The sequence below is a fragment of the Nostoc sp. DSM 114167 genome, assembly GCF_052692655.1.
Genome location: NZ_CP195116.1, coordinates 824,942 through 843,385 on the forward strand (window position 1 = coordinate 824,942; position 18,444 = coordinate 843,385).

General features: G+C 41.6%; 14 protein-coding genes. 6 read left to right on the forward strand and 8 right to left on the reverse strand.

The genetic code is table 11. The features are described from left to right. The first annotated feature begins 21 nt into the window (after positions 1–21). The 4 genes from tsf to NSTC731_RS03385 all read left to right on the forward strand — a co-directional run bounded on the left by tsf (position 22) and on the right by NSTC731_RS03385 (position 5,230). Positions 22–966: a translation elongation factor Ts gene (gene tsf, locus NSTC731_RS03370; RefSeq protein WP_445629624.1), complete on the forward strand. Its 945-nt coding sequence runs from the start codon at positions 22–24 to the stop codon at positions 964–966. A gap of 234 nt (positions 967–1,200) precedes the next feature. Continuing rightward, on the forward strand, positions 1,201–2,064 hold the full coding sequence (locus tag NSTC731_RS03375; protein ID WP_445629625.1) for a hypothetical protein: 864 nt from the start codon (positions 1,201–1,203) through the stop codon (positions 2,062–2,064). A gap of 184 nt (positions 2,065–2,248) precedes the next feature. Next, on the forward strand, positions 2,249–4,789 hold the full coding sequence (gene recG, locus NSTC731_RS03380; protein WP_445629626.1) for an ATP-dependent DNA helicase RecG: 2,541 nt from the start codon (positions 2,249–2,251) through the stop codon (positions 4,787–4,789). A gap of 144 nt (positions 4,790–4,933) precedes the next feature. Next, complete coding sequence (locus NSTC731_RS03385; RefSeq protein WP_445629627.1) at positions 4,934–5,230, forward strand: hypothetical protein; 297 nt, start codon at positions 4,934–4,936, stop codon at positions 5,228–5,230. Between the two features lie 220 nt (positions 5,231–5,450). Here the strand turns inward: NSTC731_RS03385 and NSTC731_RS03390 are convergent, their stop codons facing one another. From NSTC731_RS03390 to NSTC731_RS03400, 3 genes are all read right to left on the reverse strand, one after another. Then, entirely contained in the window at positions 5,451–5,852 is a 402-nt protein-coding gene (locus NSTC731_RS03390) for a DUF5615 family PIN-like protein (protein WP_445629628.1), read from the reverse strand. Further along, positions 5,827–6,360, reverse strand: a complete 534-nt coding sequence (locus NSTC731_RS03395; protein ID WP_445629629.1) for a DUF433 domain-containing protein — start codon at positions 6,358–6,360, stop codon at positions 5,827–5,829. Before NSTC731_RS03395 ends, NSTC731_RS03390 begins: the two co-directional genes overlap by 26 nt. A gap of 807 nt (positions 6,361–7,167) precedes the next feature. After that, entirely contained in the window at positions 7,168–8,112 is a 945-nt protein-coding gene (locus NSTC731_RS03400; protein WP_445629630.1) for a glycosyltransferase family 2 protein, read from the reverse strand. 265 nt (positions 8,113–8,377) lie between these two features. On the opposite strand from NSTC731_RS03400, the gene NSTC731_RS03405 reads away from it, so the two are divergent. Next, positions 8,378–10,717 (forward strand): PhoX family protein, encoded by a 2,340-nt coding sequence (locus NSTC731_RS03405; RefSeq protein WP_445629631.1) that lies wholly within the window; start codon positions 8,378–8,380, stop codon positions 10,715–10,717. 182 nt (positions 10,718–10,899) lie between these two features. Here NSTC731_RS03405 and NSTC731_RS03410 read toward each other — a convergent pair whose 3' ends face one another. Beyond that, positions 10,900–11,160: a hypothetical protein gene (locus NSTC731_RS03410; RefSeq protein WP_179068682.1), complete on the reverse strand. Its 261-nt coding sequence runs from the start codon at positions 11,158–11,160 to the stop codon at positions 10,900–10,902. A 485-nt stretch (positions 11,161–11,645) separates the two neighbouring features. Between NSTC731_RS03410 and NSTC731_RS03415 the strand changes: the two genes are divergently transcribed. Then, complete coding sequence (locus NSTC731_RS03415; protein ID WP_445629632.1) at positions 11,646–13,715, forward strand: tetratricopeptide repeat protein; 2,070 nt, start codon at positions 11,646–11,648, stop codon at positions 13,713–13,715. A gap of 109 nt (positions 13,716–13,824) precedes the next feature. Here the strand turns inward: NSTC731_RS03415 and NSTC731_RS03420 are convergent, their stop codons facing one another. From NSTC731_RS03420 to NSTC731_RS03435, 4 genes are all read right to left on the reverse strand, one after another. Next, the gene (locus NSTC731_RS03420) at positions 13,825–14,742 is read right to left on the reverse strand and encodes a hypothetical protein (RefSeq protein WP_445629633.1); all 918 of its coding nucleotides are present in this window, start codon (positions 14,740–14,742) and stop codon (positions 13,825–13,827) included. Between the two features lie 295 nt (positions 14,743–15,037). Further along, positions 15,038–16,561: a DUF1565 domain-containing protein gene (locus NSTC731_RS03425; protein WP_445629634.1), complete on the reverse strand. Its 1,524-nt coding sequence runs from the start codon at positions 16,559–16,561 to the stop codon at positions 15,038–15,040. Positions 16,562–17,229: 668 nt separating this feature from the next. Beyond that, on the reverse strand, positions 17,230–17,760 hold the full coding sequence (locus NSTC731_RS03430) for a pentapeptide repeat-containing protein (RefSeq protein WP_445629635.1): 531 nt from the start codon (positions 17,758–17,760) through the stop codon (positions 17,230–17,232). Positions 17,761–18,242: 482 nt separating this feature from the next. Continuing rightward, positions 18,243–18,377, reverse strand: a complete 135-nt coding sequence (locus tag NSTC731_RS03435) for a hypothetical protein (protein ID WP_445629636.1) — start codon at positions 18,375–18,377, stop codon at positions 18,243–18,245. Positions 18,378–18,444 lie beyond the last annotated feature (67 nt).

The following is an 18,444-nucleotide window of genomic DNA, read 5'->3' on the forward strand; positions in this document are numbered from 1 at the left end:
CAAGTTAGGAATTGAGGCAACATGGCGGAAATATCTGCAAAACTCGTCCAAGAGCTACGCCAAAAAACTGGTGCTGGCATGATGGACTGCAAAAAAGCGCTGATAGAGACTAATGGCAATATAGAAGAAGCCATAGACTGGCTACGGAAAAAGGGCATCTCTAAGGCGGGGGGAAAAAGCGATCGCATTGCGGCAGAAGGTTTAGTAGACACTTACATTCAGCCTGAAGGTCGAGTGGGTGTACTCATAGAGGTCAACTGCCAAACCGACTTTGTTGCTCGTAACGAGGCTTTTAAAGCTTTAGTTAAGAATCTAGCAAAGCAAGCAGCGACAGCTAATAGTGTTGAGTCTTTGCTGGCTCAACCCTATATTGATAATGAAAGTGCGACTGTAGAAGAATTTATCAAGCAAACCATTGCCACCCTTGGTGAAAACATCCAAGTGCGCCGCTTTGTTAATTTTGCAATAGCAGAAGGGACACAAGGTGTAGTAGACAGCTACATTCACACTGGCGGTCGAGTTGGTGTATTAGTAGAACTGGGTTCCCAAACTGAGTCAGTGGCTGCTAATTCAGAGTTCCAAACCTTGGCACGGAACACTGCAATGCAAGTTGCGGCTTGTCCCAATGTCGAGTATGTGAGCGTAGACCAAATCCCCGCCGAAATTGCCCAAAAGGAAAAAGACATTGAAATGGGCAAGGATGATTTGGCGAACAAGCCTGAAAACATCAAAGAAAAGATTGTTCAGGGACGGATTGAAAAACGCCTGAAAGAATTAACTTTGCTCGATCAGCCCTACATTCGCGATCAGAGTATTTCCGTAGAAGACCTGATCAAACAAGTCAAGGCTCAATTAGGTGAAGAGATTCAAGTGACTCGCTTTGTCCGTTATATACTGGGCGAAGGCATTGAAAAGCAAGAAATCAGCTTTGCCGATGAAGTCGCTGCACAAATGGGTACTAAGTAATATTAGTCGTTGGTCATTGGTCATTAGTCATTAGTCTTTACCAAGGACAAATGACGAATGACTAATGACTCTTTAAAAAACAGGTCAGGTTATTTGCTTGACCTGTCTTTTATTTAGTAAAAGACGTGAAATATCGCATTTAATTTAAAATCTAAAATTCTCTGAAAAGTTATCTTAAAATAAATTTGTACATTTGTACTATGTAATGGTTCAGATGGGCAAGAGCGAAAAAATATGGCAAGAGCAATCGAGCGAATTGAGCAGGATATTGCAGCACTCCAAGAAGCGATCCGGGCGATCGCAATCGAACTACAAAGCGCTTATGCTAGTTATCTAAACACCTTGGGGCTAGCTGTACGCAAACAATTGATTCTCGCGAGTTACCACCTCTGCACTCAAGGATATCCCGAAAACTTTTTGCATTTATCATTGAATCAGCGCCAACAATTGCAACAAGCCATCCGCAAGTTGGGTGAACTCGCAGCTGAACAATTGCTCATTTATCTTACAAGTGAAGAATCAGGGGAAAATGAGGTAGATGAGATGGATGAAGGAGATGAAATGCATGAAGTGGATGAGGAAGTAACACCCTCTTCATCTTCACTATTTCTTGACACTTCCAATTCTCAGTATCTCACTGCCAACACCTCCGATCCTATAGAACTGGCAAAATGGCAACAAAAATTAGAAGAGGTTGCGCAAGATATCCTGAAAAAACTTTCGCACGATGCTAATCTTTTGTTACAAAAAGCTGGAGTATTGCCGAAAAAATTACCAGAGCCGATTTTAGCAGCAGCGGCGGCAGCATCAGAAGCATCTGCTGAGGTCATGCCAGGGCCACCCAATTTATTAAACTTAGTAATTGAAATTGAAAATGAGCAACAGTCAGAAGATTCGGGACTGACTCAAATCATGGCTATTAACCTGCGGCTAGGAGAAATTGAATTTGCTGATGTTACCCTTTCCTCCGATCGCAAGCGAATCCGCAGTATTTTAGTTCAGCTAAACAAACTAGGACGAGAGTATAAAAAAAGATATAAAGAAAAGGCGATCGCTGAAGCTGAAGCTGCATGGCGCGCTAGTTGGTTTGAGGATTAGTCATTTGTCGAGAGTCAAATGACCAATGACTAATGACCAATGACCCTTCGGGTGACGCTCCTGCGTCGCTAACGCTGCGCTAACGCCAGTTGCTCATGGGGGAAACCCCCTTGGCGCTAGCCTCTCCCTTTGGGAGAAGACCGCACTGGCTCACCAATGACTAATGACCAATGACCAATGACCAATGACTAATGAAAAACCAGATTGGATACGATTGCACAAAGCCTTGGCAATAGAAGCTGAACGTGGCTTTACAGACTTGATGGGCAGAGAATACCGTTTCAGTGAATTTCTGAGCCTAACTTTGGGCAAATTCCCAACAGGCTTACCCCATACTGAACGCCGCCGTTGGCAAGGATTAGCGGTGCAATTTGCTAGTTATCCACATCTAGCACTGGAAGAAAGGCAGCATTTAGTAGCAGAGACTCGTAGGTATCTTTCCCAATTACAGCAAGAGGAGCAGCGGAAGGACGAGCAGGGGAGCAGCACTTCGGCTCCTTTCGACTTCGCTCAAGGCAAGTCGCTCAGTGACCGAGGAGCAGAGGAGCAAGGGAGAATTTATAAATCCAAAATTAAAAATCCCAAATCTCCAATTGTTACTGAGGTAAGTCGGAGACTTGCACCAAAAATTGAACAAAAACTTAGTGATTTACCAGAAATAGGTTTTAAAAAAGCTGATAATTTGGCACGGCTTGGTTTATATACCGTCCGTGACTTGCTTTTCTACTATCCTCGCGACCATATTGATTATGCGCGTCAGGTGAATATCCGCGAGTTACAAGCGGGTGAGACGGTGACAATAGTGGCAACGGTAAAGCGTTGCAACTGCTTTACTAGCCCTAAAAATCAGAAATTATCAATTTTAGAATTGGTAGTAAAAGATAACAGCGGTCAAATCAAAATTGGCCGTTTTTACGCAGGTACGCGCTTTAGCAGTCGCGCTTGGCAAGAAAGTTTAAAACGCCGTTATCCAGTAGGTAGCATTCTGGCAGCCTGTGGATTGGTGAAAGAAAGTAAATACGGCTTGACATTGGATAATCCAGAATTAGAGGTTTTGGCAAGTCCAGGAGATACGATTGAGTCGCTAAATATTGGGCGGGTAGTGCCAATTTATGGACTAACTGAGGGTGTGGTGGCGAATACAGTGCGACAGGCGGTAATTGCTGCTTTGCCTGCTGCGGCTAACCTGAAAGACCCTTTGCCAAGTGGTTTGCGGCAGAAGTATGGTTTGATGGAATTGAAAGATGCGATCGCTAATATCCATTTTCCTAGTGATAGCGCCGTCTTACAAGTTGCCCGTCGTCGCCTAGTTTTTGACGAATTTTTCTACCTGCAACTTGGGTTACTGCAACGTCAACAGCAAGCAAGAGCGATTCAAACCAGCGCCATCCTTGTCCCACGCGGTCAACTTGTAGAGAAATTTCACGAAATACTGCCTTTTCAACTCACTGGCGCACAGCAACGAGTTCTCAACGATATTCTCAACGATTTACAAAAACCTGTACCAATGAATCGTTTGGTGCAAGGTGATGTCGGTTCTGGTAAAACAGTCGTCGCCGTGCTGGCTATCCTTGCAGCAATTCAATCTGGCTACCAAGCGGCGCTGATGGCTCCCACAGAAGTTTTGGCAGAACAACATTATCGCAAGTTAGTTAGTTGGTTTAACTTGCTGCATTTACCAGTGGAATTACTTACAGGTTCGACTAAAGCTGCTAAACGAAGACAAATACATTCTCAGTTGGGAACTGGTGAATTACCTTTGTTAGTAGGAACCCATGCGTTGATTCAAGACCCTGTAAACTTTCAGCAATTAGGGTTAGTAGTCATAGATGAACAGCATCGCTTTGGGGTAGAACAACGGGCACGTTTGCAGCAAAAAGGCAATCAACCTCATGTGTTAACTATGACAGCTACCCCGATTCCCCGAACGTTGGCACTAACAATACACGGGGATTTGGATGTCAGCCAAATTGATGAGTTACCGCCGGGACGGCAAAAAATTCAGACAACAGTGCTATCGGGTCAGCAACGCAACCATGCTTACGACCTCATTCGCCGAGAAATTGTCCAAGGTAGACAAGTTTATGTGGTTTTGCCATTGGTGGAAGAGTCAGAAAAATTAGATTTGCGATCGGCTGTTGACGAGCATCAAAAGCTACAAGAAAGCGTTTTTCCCGACTTTCAGGTGGGGCTGCTGCACGGTCGTATGAGTTCAGCCGAAAAGGATGAATCTATTACCAAATTCCGTGATAACCAAACGCAAATTTTGGTTTCTACTACTGTTGTTGAGGTTGGTGTAGACGTACCTAACGCTACAGTAATGCTCATTGAAAATGCAGAGCGATTTGGTTTATCACAACTGCACCAACTGCGGGGGCGTGTTGGTCGTGGCGCGGCTCAGTCTTACTGTTTATTGATGAGCAGTTCTAGGAGTCCTGATGCTCAACAACGATTAAAGGTGTTGGAACAATCTCAGGATGGTTTTTTTATTTCCGAGATGGATATGCGTTTTCGTGGGCCAGGGCAAGTACTGGGAACTCGTCAATCAGGAGTGCCAGATTTTACCTTAGCGAGTTTGGTTGATGATGAGGAAGTCTTACTTTTAGCACGGCAAGCAGCCGAGAAAATAATAGAGATGGATGTTACTTTAGAGCGTTGGTATTTAATGAAAGAAGAGTTGAAGTATCGATATGAGCGGTTGATGGGTGGGGCGATTTTGACGTAATATATCTCATACCAATTCAATTAATGATTGCAACATATCTTTGGGTAAAGACGCGATTCATCGCGTCTCTACAAATAGCGATCGCCCTTACGGAGACTAATAGAAGAGAGATAAAAGCTGTTGAAAATATTAAAAAATACAATAATGGAGTTGCTAATTTCTCTTCAAGTTGAGGTGGAGCTTGTTATTCACCATTCTCGTCGGTTGCGGAATATTGTAGTCAAGCGCCTTGAGTTACCAGGCTTGAGTTTTAGGGTAACTCCAGATTCCACAATTGGCGGTTGTCCAATCGAAGCACTCGATATTCCACCAAGGGCTAGTCATCCAGATGGTGAACCTCGCTATGACTTGTTGAACTTCCGGTTGAAGACTAAATTAGACTGTTCTCATTTTCACCGTGGGCAGAAAGTTTTGGTTGAGAAGCTTCTGCTGCTTGAGTAGTTTGAGATGGTTGGAAGCGATCGCTACGCCGCCGCAGGCATCGCACCTTTTTTGTCTGACCTCACAAAATCGCGTTGCTCCCTCTAAAGGTTACTGATTTTGTCATACATTCGTCATACAAACTCTCCTTGAAGTCTGACAGAGCAGTGGACTTATTTTTTAGTTATATTAGACGTTTGACGGGCGAATAAACCTTGCTCGCCTAATACTTTTGCTAGTTTTACCGCAAATTCTCAAACCTTTTAGTACCATCTTCTTCCATGTATAGGACACGATTTAATATATCGCGTCCATTTTCTAATTCAGCATTTATTGCATTCACAGCTTCTTTGACAATAGTAATTTGCTCATTTCGAGATAAATCTCCCTGGCAAATGAATACAATACCAGCGTGGATTTCTGTAGTACGAGCAAACTTTTCAAAATCCCGAACATTTGCTGTTACAAGAATACGCTCTTGATTAAAAGCGTATTCTAAAACTTGATAATCTTTTGCACCAAGTAACCCCCGATCTCTAACAGCAATTGCATCAATAAAAAGCTCGTTACACAAGTAACGTGCAACGGCTGGTGAAATATCCTCATCAATTAGGAATTTAATTCTTTTTAGGTCGTCCAACACTTGGGTAAGCTTTCACGTAGACTTGAGCAAATTTTATATCTTCTTCAGTCAAATAAGGATAGTCTTCGTGTATAACCTCTAGTGACTCGCCTCTATCAAGCATTGACCCAATATGACGAACCGTAAGCCGAGAATTAGGAAACACTGTTTCTCCGCCCATTATGTTCGGATCGGAAACTAAATTTTCTTTCCACGCCTGAAAACGTTTGATAAATTCTAATACTTCCTTGGCAATAGACTCAACTTCTATTTTTACAAATCTTGCTATTTCAATAGTTGGTAACTTTTGCTCCAAAGCTCTAACTAAGCTTTGATAAAGAGATGAGCGAAAATCAACAGTAATAAAGTCTATCTCTTTAATTAAACGTAGATAAACTAATGCGGCGAAATTAAGTCTTGGAGGATTATATTCAGGAAGAATTCTATATTCTACTTCCTTATAAATCTTCTTTGTTGGTAATTCAACAAATGCAGCAGCTTCAGTAGGGGTAAAAGTTTCTATATACATACGCATTAACTCCAAGGTTTCAACTCTACATTAACCTAGAAAAAATATAGACAGGTTGTTACTTTTTAAACTTTTTTTGACATATATTTTAATTAAATAAGTAAGAATTCAGCACTTATAATAATTTAGAAATAATTTAATATGATTGGTATATTGATTAATCAAATTTTCTCCAGATCGTTTAACTATTCTGACTCCTGAATTCTTACAAAAATAAATTATTCCCTGTATAGGGAAGATTTTAGCACTTGTTCAAAAGTGTTGACAACAGTTTATTGCCTTATCTTTGGATACTAAGTAAAAATTTCTCAGTTCTTTATGTCTAGACAAGTGTATGGAGAAAGGGGTAGGGTTTGAATAAAACACTAGCAGTATTTTGATGTATGACAAATTAATCGATTCATGACTAAGCCCTTCAAAGGAGAAACCCGCCCCCGTCAGAATTGGTCAGGCTCCCCGGTGTAACGAGTCGTCTGTTAATATTAGGAGTTACGCAAAAACCCTCTCAAACTCTCATTTCTCCGTGACCTTTGCGGCCTCTGTGGTTCGTTTTCCGTTACCTGTGCGTAAGTCCTAAATATGTTTCCCGAAAATTACCTGACTCTATCGCTTGTAACTTAATCTAGCGCTAAATACCTTAAAGTAGAAGTTTTTTACCCTATGTCGCATAACCCTCTATTTCCCGACATCCTGCATCTATTCATTATCAGAGAATCAGGTATTGAGTTGAAATGCGCGACATAACCAACAAAGTTTTAACAGGTTGATTACACGGTGCTACTTCTCAAAGTGTTTAAATTACGATCTTTACTGAATTTGAGCATAGGCTTCATAGACACCCTTCACGTTGTACCAGTTGAGAAAAATTCGGGCAATTTCTAAAGCCAATTGTGGTTTACCTAAATTAATTAGCCATTGCAATAACGGAGCCATTGTCCGTTCATTCAGTGTGCCGTTAAGTGACAAAATCCCCCAAAGTAAGCGATGCAGCCAAGTCATTTGAATCATCATTCGTACCTCCCATGTGGGATGCTTCTGATAAAACAAAACTCCCATACGTCCGCGTTGAATTTCTTGGTCAATTAATCGGGGAATTTGCTCTAAGTTAAATGCTGGATGCCAGTGATATCCTACGGCTTCTGGACATTTAATTAGTGTCAAACCTAGTTTTTTTAGTCGCACACCTAACTCTAAATCTTCCCAGCCATAGAGTTGAAAACTGGTGTCAAAAAGTCCGGCTTTATCTAACCAATGTTTAGGAATTGCTACATTTCCGGTAGCAAAAAAAGCTGCGGAAAAATCTGTGACTTTGTAGGGTTCAGCAGTTGGATTGTCGAAATTGCAAGTATTAATAACTGCGCCGTAAGTAAACAAGCGATCGCTCCCCAATTTCTCTTTTCCCTGCAATAATGCAGTAGCATGAGCTTGCAGGAAATTCTTCAGCACTACTAAATCGCTGTCAATAAAGATAATTGTGTCTCCCAGCGCCTCTTTTACCCCCAAATTCCGCGCTGCAGCTGGGCCAGCATGATCTTGCTCAAACCAGCGCACATGGGGAAACTCTTCTTTGTGTGCTGCTAACCACTCCAATGTGCCATCAGTAGAACCATCATCTACCAAGACAATCTCGTAATCAGTAACCACACTTGGCTGACTTAACTCCTGCAACTCCAAAGCGCGGAGGCACTTTTCTAAAATCGGTTGGCGATTATAAGTCGGTATCACAACGCTGAAAAACACAGTCTCACCCACAACACTATTGATTTATCCATCTCCAGGATAGGACAGATAGGGCGCTGACACTGTTCCTTACTTGATTTGAGCTAAGGAAATAGTCAGAGGTGATAATTTTTAGTTAATTAACTTATAACCTCAGCTTAATCATTATCAACTAAAGTAAATTATAAAATAATATCCTTTTATTATTAATAACTTATTAAGTATTTCAAATACAGTAATTTTTCAGAAATTAGAGTTTATTTTTACTAATTTTTTCTGCCACACAGAGGAAAGTTGAATGTCTAAATTAAGTCGTAGAGAAATTTTAATATTTCTTGCTGGCAGTGCTGGTGCTGCTATTTTGGGAGACAAACTTCTAAATAGTTTTGCTAGTGGGGCAGATGCAAAAACGTCTAGTATCAGCTTTACACCTGTACGCTTACCACATCCCCTACCAATTTATCAACAGCATAAAAATTTCTTGCCAAAAAGAATCGATCAGGGAGAAGTTGTTTATCCATCTGCTGATATTAAGTTAAGTAACTATAACGTTATTGATGATGTGATAGTACCGCCAGAGTACGAACGTTATGTAATTGTCAGTTGGGGCGATCGCGTATTTCCTAACAAAGATGATTATTTCGGTTACAACAACGATTTCACTGGATTTATTCCCCTTGGTAAAACTAATGATGTCGGGTATTTATGGGTGAATCATGAATACATTAGTTTTCCATTTTCTAGTTTAGTCGTAGAAGATTCATCCGATCTAAAAGGACTGCCCGACGCATTTGAAAACGTAATTGGTTGGGCTTTACCCTCCAGCAGAAATATTGAAGTTGAAGGTGAATTTTTATATAATCAAGGCGGCTCAATCGTTCGTATCTCTCGCCAAAATGCAAGTAAACGTTTTGCTGTAGTCAAAGATGCTAAAAATCGCCGGCTTCATGGTCTTTCTGGGTTGGGTATCAATAGCCAACGCAATGATGACTACAAAAGTATCACAGCTTGGGGAAGTCGCAATCATCAAAAAGGTGACAAAAATTATTTAATTGGAACTGGGCCAGCTGCAACCCAAGTTTTTAATCTATCCTCTGATGAATTGGGCAACAAAATTATTGGTACTGCTTTCAATTGTTCTGGCGGTAAAACTCCTTGGGGAACGATTTTATCTGCGGAAGAGAACTTCCAAAATAGCTTCACAGAAGGAGTCAAAGCTAATGGTACTCAGATAGATTATACAGACAAAACGATTGGCAAGACTTTTGGATTAGTTGGCGAAAAATACGGCTGGATTGTAGAGATTGACCCCAAAAATCCGAAATTTCGCCCCCGCAAACACACTTCGTTAGGTCGTTTTCGCCATGAAAATGTTGCCCTGCGCGTTGAAAAAGGTAAGAAATTGGTTGCTTACTTGGGTGATGACAGACGTGGGGGACACACTTGGAAATTTGTCAGCGCAAACACGATTTCTTCACCCACCAGTAAAACTAACAGCAGTTTATGGGAAAAGGGAACTTTGTATGTTGCCCGTTACAATCCAGATGGTACAGGTAAATGGATACCGTTACTTTTAACTACTGCTACCAATCCAATTACGCCGACAGTTCTATCTTCTGTAGAATTTGCTGCATTGCAGAAAGTTCAAAAAGAAGGTCTTTTACCATTACCGAGACGTAGTGGCATTGCAGGTGAAACCAAAAATGGTGGTACATTTAAATGCGATCGCACTAACGAAGCAAAAGCACTACCTGATTATCAAAATAAGAAACTCTCTGACTTCTACTCTAGCCAAGGTGCTGTACTCACTGACGCCTTTTTAGCTGCAAATTTAGTCGGGGGAACTCCCACAGCGCGTCCCGAAGATATAGAAGTGCATCCAACCACCAAAGAAGTATTCATTGCCTATACTGATGGTGCGCCCGGAAGTGATGGTTATCCTGATTCGCGGATTTTTCAAGTTGCTAAGTTAAGCACAGATGCCAATGCGACTCAGCAATCAGGAGGACTGTACAAAATTATTGAAGATAGTGCCGATGCTACAGGTTTAACCTTCCGGTGGCAGAGATTTGTCCAAGGTGGCGAAGCCGGTTCAGTTAATGGTGCTGGTTTTGCCAACGTTGATAATCTAGTTTTTGACAACCAAGGAAATGTTTGGGGTGTCACGGATATGTCTACCGACACTCACAACGGTTTTAATGTAGGTGCTGAAGGTAAGCAAACCAAAATCGATCATACAGTTAGTGGTAATGTTTCTGATTTTACCGGAGTATTCGGTAATAACTGGCTGTTTTATATCCCTACCAGTGGTGCAAATGCTGGACAGGTAATACCGTTTGCTCATGGCCCAGTGCGTTGCGAAATGACCGGGCCAAGTTTTGTCGGAAATACACTGATTATTTCAGTACAGCATCCTGGTGAAGATTGTCCAATTAACGATGGCACAATGCTGAGTCGCAGCATTGAATTACTAGATTTGAATGGTACTACATTCAATCAAACTCGAAGTTTACCTCGTGGCAGTAGTTGGCCGAGTAATATATCGAAAACTGATGGTGGTAAGGAGCAAGCAACAGGTGTTCCCCGACCATCTGTAATTGGTATCTGCCCGAAAAATTCTCGCACTAAGTTTATTTAACAAGACAGAATTCCGAGTTAAATTTTGAACGAAAAAGCTAGGCGTTGCATCTCTTAGAGATGCAACGTGACTTATTATTGTGAAATTTCATAGACAATAAAGGCTTTAGTTAATTACAGAATAAATCTCAATTAATCAAGATATAATCTGGGGTTAATTTAGGACTGCTATGGTTGCGAAAATCAGGCGTGGAGATTTGCTTGTTCCTGCAACCAAGGATCTACAGGTTGTCCATCTTTGCGGCGTAATTCAATTTCCACAACCATCACTTCTTTGGAACCAGGAGGTGCAGGTTTTTTATGGAAAATAATATCATAATCTTCTGGATTGTGTTTATGTTCTTTCAACCATTCCTGTACCTTGGTTGTGGCAAAAAATGATTGCCCTTGCTCAAACATTCGGGTAATCTGCAATTGTAGTGTGTAAGGATTTATGCGACCCATTTTCTACCGCCTTTGTTAAGTTAATTTGAGAACAAGTAATTTACTTACTGGAGATAATCTAATGTTAATCTGAACTAACCACACATGGCACTTCCCATACAGGTAGAACTTCCAGTTTCAACGCCCTGTTATCTGTAAAAACAAAGTCTGAACCTTGTTTGGTGGATGGTCTAACAAAGCCTCAATGCTTTCGCATTTTGTCTTCTACTGGTTGATAAATTATTATTTGTACTGCTTGACTTTCAACATATTTAGCAGTAATCACAACGTAGTAATATTATAGTACGTATCTCATCAAAAAGCGTCACAAACTTGACTGCGCTCTCTAACTAAAGTTGTACGTACACTCAGGACGGGAAAACGGATTAGTTAAGGATTGCTCAGAATTTTACACTGCCTTTACAACATTTAACTACTTAATTCTGTTATAGATTGGAGAGAGGCAAGCCGCTTCAAAAACTGACCAACAGACTGAGATGGTTGTTATGCAGAGCAAAAATCAAGCTGTTTTCGCTTTAATTGTAAAAAGCACGATTGTATTTTTACCCTTATTGTTATCCGTTGGAATCGCCAGTGGACAATCTGCACCATCATCCAACCCAGCACTAACTCCGACTCCGGTGTTATCGAATTCAGAACGGGAAGAATTAACACGACTACGAGCAGAAAAACGAATTCAACAGCAAGTCCAATCTGATTTTAAGAATACTTTTAGTCGCACAACCATATTACTCGATGTTTGGCTAGTTATACTAAGTCTTTTTCCAGTCGCAGTCATTGCTTTGTTGTGGCTGTTGCGACGGGTGATAATTAGGGAAATTGTTGATAGGGCAATGCAACAAGTCCAGGGAATGGAAAAATTACAAAATCAGCTAACCACTGTTAAACAAGAAGCTGAAAATGTTATTCAAGATGCGAAAAAAATAAATTATGAATTAGAACAGCAAACGACTGCTTTGCAACAAAAAATTAAAAACGAACAAGAAAATGTATCTATTCTGATATCCGATCTAGATTTAGCGAAGGCGCAGGTATTAACTAGATTGGAAGCGGAACTAAAAAAATCTCAAGAAAATATAAAAAATTTAGAGTTGAAATTTGCTTCGGGGTTATCTAAATTAGAGTTTGATGCCCAACAACAAAAAGATATAGCACTGGAAAATTTAGGAAAATTAGCATCTGCGATCGCAGAAGAACTGTCTAAGTTCAAGTTAGGTGTGCAACAACAGCAAGAACTGGCCGTTGCTGATTTAGAAATATCAAAGTCTGAGTTCACATCTCAACTTTTTGGATGGCAGTCTGATGCTCAACAAGAAAAAGATATAATTTTTGAAAGTTTAACAAAATTACAGTCAGAATTTGTAGAAAAGTTATCCGAATTACAGGTTGATGCTCAAAGGCAAAAAGAGATTGCCGTTGACGGTTTAGGTATATTTGAGCAGGAACTTAAATCCCAATTATCTGAATTGCAGCTAGATGCTCAAGAACAAAAAAAGAAAATTATTGCCAGTTTAGAAGTATTACAGTCAGAATTTAAATTTCAATTATCTCAATTACAGTCAGATGCTCAAAAATCCAAAGAGCTAATCATTGAGAATTTAGAAAAATCTGGCTCTGAGTTTAGTTCGCAATTCTCAGAATTCCAATGGAATGCTCAACAACAAAAGATTCTCATTTTAGAAAAGTTAGAAAGATTAGAAACTGAGTTTGCCTCTCAACTCTCTGAGTTACAATTGGATGCCGAAGAAAGAAAGGATCTAATTCTTCAAGAACTAACTGAAATTACGCCGGAATCGATTATAGAGATGGTAAATTCTGAAGTTCAAGAAGAAATACAGGAACAGCCGCAACAACCGGAATTCACTGCTGATGAGTATGTAAAACAGGGAGACGATCTGTTTTCTCAAAGGCGCTATGAAGATGCGATCGCAGCTTACAACCAAGCAGTTAAAATCCAACCTGATGAACCTGTAACTTGGTTAAAACGTGGTCTAACTCTGGGAAGATTGAAACGTTACCAAGATGCGATCGCATCTTACGATCGAGCAATTGCGATTCAGCCAGATTATCATCAAGCTTGGTGCGATCGCGGCGTTGCTTTTGGTAACTTACAACAACATCAGCAAGCCTTTGCCTCATTTGATAAAGCTACACAAATCAAACCTGATGATCCCATTGCCTGGTTAAATCGCGGCCTTTCCCTAGTAGCATTAGAACAATACGAAGAGGCAATAGTCTCCTTTGAGAAAGCGTTGGAATTCCAACCCAATTCTCCCAAAATCTGGGATAAACATGGTTATACATTAGTAAGATTAGGACGCGATGATGAAGCGATCGCTAGTTTTAACAAAGCCTTAGAAATTAAGCCAGATTATGCCAGTGCCTATTACAACAAAGCAGCCTGTTACGCACTGCAAAGACAAGTTGACCGATCTCTGTTAACTCTACAACAAGCGATTGAACTTAATCCCAGGTATAAAGAAGACGCAGCAACCGACCTCGATTTTGATGATATTGCCGACGATGAACGCTTCAAGCTATTAGTTGCAGAATAAAATGTCATTTGTCATTTGTCGTTTGTCGTTTGTCATTAGTATTCTCTCCCTGCTCCCACTTCGGCTACGCTCAGTGACCACCTGCTCCCTGCTCCCACTTCGGCTACGCTCAGTGACCACCTGCTCCCTGCTCCCTGCTCCTCTGCTCCTCTGCTCCCCTGCTCCCTGCTCCCTGCTCCCCTGCTCCTCTGCTCTCCTGCTCCCTGCTCCCCTGGTTACTGAGCGTAGTCGTTGGCGTAGCCTCTCCAAGAGTTGTATGCTCCCCTGCTCCCCTGCTCCCCACACCTGGGTTATGTTCGCTAGACATGGCTTTGAGTTTAGATGTAAAAGAATCAGGGCGATCGCTTGTTTCGGGGGTAAATTGCCCAATTGGGGCATGAATAGGAGCAGGCGGGAGCAGTTTTGGCTGTCGTTGATGATGGTTTGGTGACGCGAAAGGCACTGGACTTTCTTGTGAAGTTTGCTTTTGGCTGACAGCAGATAATCGCTCAAGGGTTGCTGAAGAGGTAAATTTCGCAGGAAGGGGAGATTTTAAGACGGTTTTATTGTCTCTATCTTCCTGCTTTCCTTCTTCTTCACTCAAAGATGTCTTTGGTTGATAACTTTTCAGTTGGAGAATTGCAGTATTGCTGTGTTGATAGCCGTTGCGAATCTTAGCTGGTGGTAATTGAGGACTCGTAACTTGCTCTACAGTGGGTTTTTTCTTGGCTGGCGGTAGAGCTGGCGCAGTCGATGACGTTAAGTTTTGAGGAAACTTGCTACAAATCATCCGTTCAAATTCCATGTTGAAATGATATGTAGCCTGATCCCGGCGTTGCCAAAATACTAAAATTTGCTGCACAGAAACCGCTTTATAACGACCTTGATATAGTGCCTCAATCACTGCCAGGTGTAGCCAATTAAGGGGGTATTGCGTTTGCCAACGCTCAACTAGCTCATTGGCACTATACCCACCAAGATCGAAACTATAGTTAATTAATAAGGCGATCGCCAAGTTGGCAGAGGTGTCTGGAAGTGTTGTTAACATGGGGCTATTAGCTTTAGGCAATAGGTCTAAGATTTGTCACCCATCGCATATTAGCCTAGCGTGCTTTTAACTACATGGTTTATTTTTCCAAGAGTTGCCGAGCCGATAGGCAGTGTTCCTTATTTTACTTGTCAACTTCTAGAATGCAACCCCACATAGACTGATTTAACAAATTCTAAGGGTTTAAGTTGCATAGCAACTGACAAGACGTTCGGCGAATGTTCAGTCGAGCCGTCGAGTCGCAGCAAGTTTTGTGGCTCTTGTCTTTATCCTCCTTGCAAAACTTAATTACGAATTACGAACTTGTACTGAGCGTAGCCGTTGGCGCAGCCTCTCCAAGAGTTGTATTACGAATTATTTTTATCGCAGATGTTCGCCCAATGGCAACTAATGCCTGATAAACCATCGCTGCAACTTCGGCGCGTGTTGCAAAACGTAAAGGTGCAAGTACTTTCGGATCTGGATAGTTGACAACTATTCCCCTTTGTGTAGCAGTAGCAACGGCTGTTCGGGCATAGTCGGGAATGGTATGACGATCGCTATATACTTCTACAACACCGCTATCAACAGCTGGTAATCCCAGTCCGTTTACTAAGGAGACAATCACCTGTAGCCGCTGCACACTTCGATCGGGGCGGAAAGTGCGATCGCTAAATCCGCCAACAAAGCCACCGCTAGCCGCGATTTGGATAGCGCTATAAGCCCAAAAATCCTTGGGTACATCCGTAAAATCAGGAGATGGGATTTTGGGAAATGGGTTAAAAGCGATCGCAACCATTGCTGCATACTGGGCGCGAGTCATGGGTTTATCTGGCTGATAGCTACCATCGGCAAAAGCATGAGTTAAATCCATCCTCGCTAATGCCTGAATAAATGGTTCTGCCCAATGTCCCTTTAGTTCGGGAGATGGGGATTGTGTCAAAGCCTCTGGTCGATTGGTTGGGAGTAATTCTACCAAACCCTTGACTAGAGACGGATTTAATTGATTACCTACGGAAATCAGCTTTTGTGTAGTGGCATTATATAAATCAAATTCACTATGATCGCGAAAAATATTATCGCCTGGATCTTCGGTATTACCTAAATCTGGGACTGCATTGCCATTGACTAATAAACCACCTTGGGTATTTTTAGTAAGCAGATTTTGACGCAGCACAGGTTGGGCGTTGCGAGAAAGTGCGATCGCCGTGCGATTTTCTAATAATTTGTTATTGGCGATCGTTGGAACGGCAAAGTCACTAATTGCTATACCTAAAGGGTTTCTTTGAAATACATTCCGCCGTACTTCTCCCTGGCTATGACCTGCCATTACTAACCCGCTAGCAGTATTTTGTACAAATATGTTATCTAAAATTGCGGGTTTGGCAGTACCAGTGGTAAACACACCTTCCCGCCCACAGTTGCTCAAAGTATTGTTACTTAAAGTAGGTGCAGCCGATTCAATCCAGATACCAGTACCTTTAGCTGAGGGATTGGTGACAGTTACACCTAAAAGACTGGCATTATCTACCAAGAGCAGCGTAATATTTTGTATACCAAAACTGGGACTTTGATACTCACCACTCCCGGAAATTACAATCCCTACACCTTTGTTAGCTTCATTACCCACCACTGTCACCCCTCCAAGAATGATTAGTGGAAACACCTCACCACTAGCGGCATTGTAAGTCCCCGACTCCAGATGAATTATCGTCGGGATTTTGGTTACTTTTAAAGCACGGGTGAGGCTTTTAAAAGGACTCAACCGTGAACCAGTATTGGTATCATTCCCTGTCATAGGGTTGACATAAAGTGTGACGACGAGGGTAGAGTTCACCATTGATAGTTGAGGTCAATTGTTTTAATTATGACAATCGTAAATAACACTACTTGTAGCAAACTTTTTCACAGTAATATCCTTGTGTATAGAAAATATATCCACCTGACTTTTTCGGGCAAGCAGATCGTGTGTACACAAAAGTCATAAACTCTTGTGCAATATACTAAGTTCTCATCTCAATAGCATTGTTAGCCAGAACAATCGCATTGTCAGTCGAAACAATTGCATTGTCAGCCAGAACAATCGCATTGTCAGTCGAAACAATCGCATTGTCAGTCGAAACAATCGTATTGCAACTCTAAAAAACTTGTGTGTAAGCTGTCGCGTCTGCAAAGAGGAGATTAAGGGAACCAGTGAGGTCTTCTCTCTTCTCTACGAGACGCTTTGCGTTCGCGGAGCGTTCCGAAGGAAAGGCGCTAGCATCTCCCTTTGGGAGAAGAGAAGACTCCAAAAGCGATAGCGCTGACGGCAAGCGAGTCCGCGAGCGTCTGGAGTTTCCCCAAGTAGAGGAGCATCTGGCGTGTGAGGTTCTCCGGGCTTAATTCAGTAATCAAACAAACATAAAATCAAGCTCAAGTTTCGAGTTTTAATCTCGGTGTTCCGAGGTACTGTTTTGGTTAATGTATTGAGTCAGCAACCTAGAACCCTTGCTCTGTATGGAAACGAGATTAAACATTCTCATCTAGAATAGTTCCTTCTATATTGGCTCCATCCAAATTTGCTCCACTCAAATTTGTCTGGCTCAAATCTGCTTGAGTGAGATTTGCCTGGGATAAGTCAGCTACAGTTAAATCTGCACCACTTAAATCTGCTCCATCTAGATTCGCCGCTATCAAGTTTGCTTCCTGCAAATCCGCCTCACTCAATTTAGTTTCAATCAATTTAGCAACCGTCAGATCGGCCTGACTCAAATTAGCTCCATCCAAAGCTGCTCCATCCAAAATTGCTCCATCCAAAATTGCTCCGCTTAAGTTGCTATTACTGAGATCCGCATTGCTCAAATCTGCTCCATTTAAGTCTGCTTCAATTAAACTGGCGTGCGCTAAATTAGCGTGACTTAGATTAGCTCCATCTAAAATTGCTCGATCTAAAATTACGCCACTGAGATCGGCTTCCCTTAAGTTGGCCTCGCTCAAGTTGACACCAGTAAAGTCTCTGACACCTGCGGCATAGTTTTTCAGGAGTTGATCTGCTTTCATATCTGTCGCTGTGCTAAGGAACGTTTAACTAATTCGTAATTCGTAATTCGTAATTATTGAATGTAATTGCCATTTATATATACGTGGCTTTGTTTCAGTTTGGGTGTTTAAATAAGAGTCTGAAATAGTCTTTAATTACGAATTACGTTAGCGCAGTAGTAGCGAGTCTGCAAGCAAACTATTATAAATAATTTTGAACTATTTAGACTAATTGTAAATCTTCAGCAAGCGCCACGGAGGATTAGTATGATGAATCAACTTTGTCTAGACTAGCTATTTTTAACTACTAGCGCTACTACCTAGAGTTGTGAGTTAATTTCATACTTGGGAGGGATGTTGCTCAACTTAAAAGTTTAAGCATTAACGTGAGTCTGCAATGGAGGCTCACGTTAAGCATTAACGTGAGTTCGACGAGTGCTATTTTGACCTCTCCCCCAGCCCCTCTCCTACCAGAAGAGGGGAGCAAAAACCCTCCTTACTCGTTACTTTTCCCTCTCCTTACCTAGACGCACTCGCGTTCGTCTGGGTAAGGAGAGGGAGGCTGTCCGAGAGAGGTCTGTCGAACTCACGTTAAGCATTAGTGCAAAGCGATCGCTATACTCAATTGTGGTGTTCATCTGCTAAAGGTTATGGCAAAACCAATTCCTATTCTTTTACAGATTATGATTCTTACGACTGAAGTAG